Origin of the sequence: Neotamlana laminarinivorans (assembly GCF_020523925.1) — a bacterium.
Taxonomy (GTDB): domain Bacteria; phylum Bacteroidota; class Bacteroidia; order Flavobacteriales; family Flavobacteriaceae; genus Neotamlana; species Neotamlana laminarinivorans.
Genome location: NZ_JAJAPW010000066.1, coordinates 1 through 296 on the forward strand (window position 1 = coordinate 1; position 296 = coordinate 296).

General features: G+C 48.0%; 1 protein-coding gene. It reads left to right on the forward strand.

Translation table 11 applies throughout. The annotated features are described in order from the left end of the window. On the forward strand, window positions 1-296 hold a 296-nt coding region (locus LG649_RS16055), incomplete at both ends, for an Ig-like domain-containing protein (RefSeq protein WP_226544826.1).

Genomic DNA, 296 nt, shown 5'->3' on the forward strand with positions numbered 1-296 from the left:
ACCGCCACGGTAAACGATGGGGGCACACCAAACGACCCAACGGACGATACGATAGATTACACCCCAACCGGCGATTACAATGGTCCAGATCAAATCACATATCAGATCTGTGATGCGGATGGCGATTGTGAAACGGCAGTAGTAGATATTACAGTGAACTCTGTAAATGATGTACCAAGCACGACGGACGATACGGCAAGTGTAGATGAAGACGATACAGTAAACATTGTAGTATTAGACGACGATAGTTTTGGCGGCGATGGTCCAAGCACCGGCACGATAACTATCACCAGTGG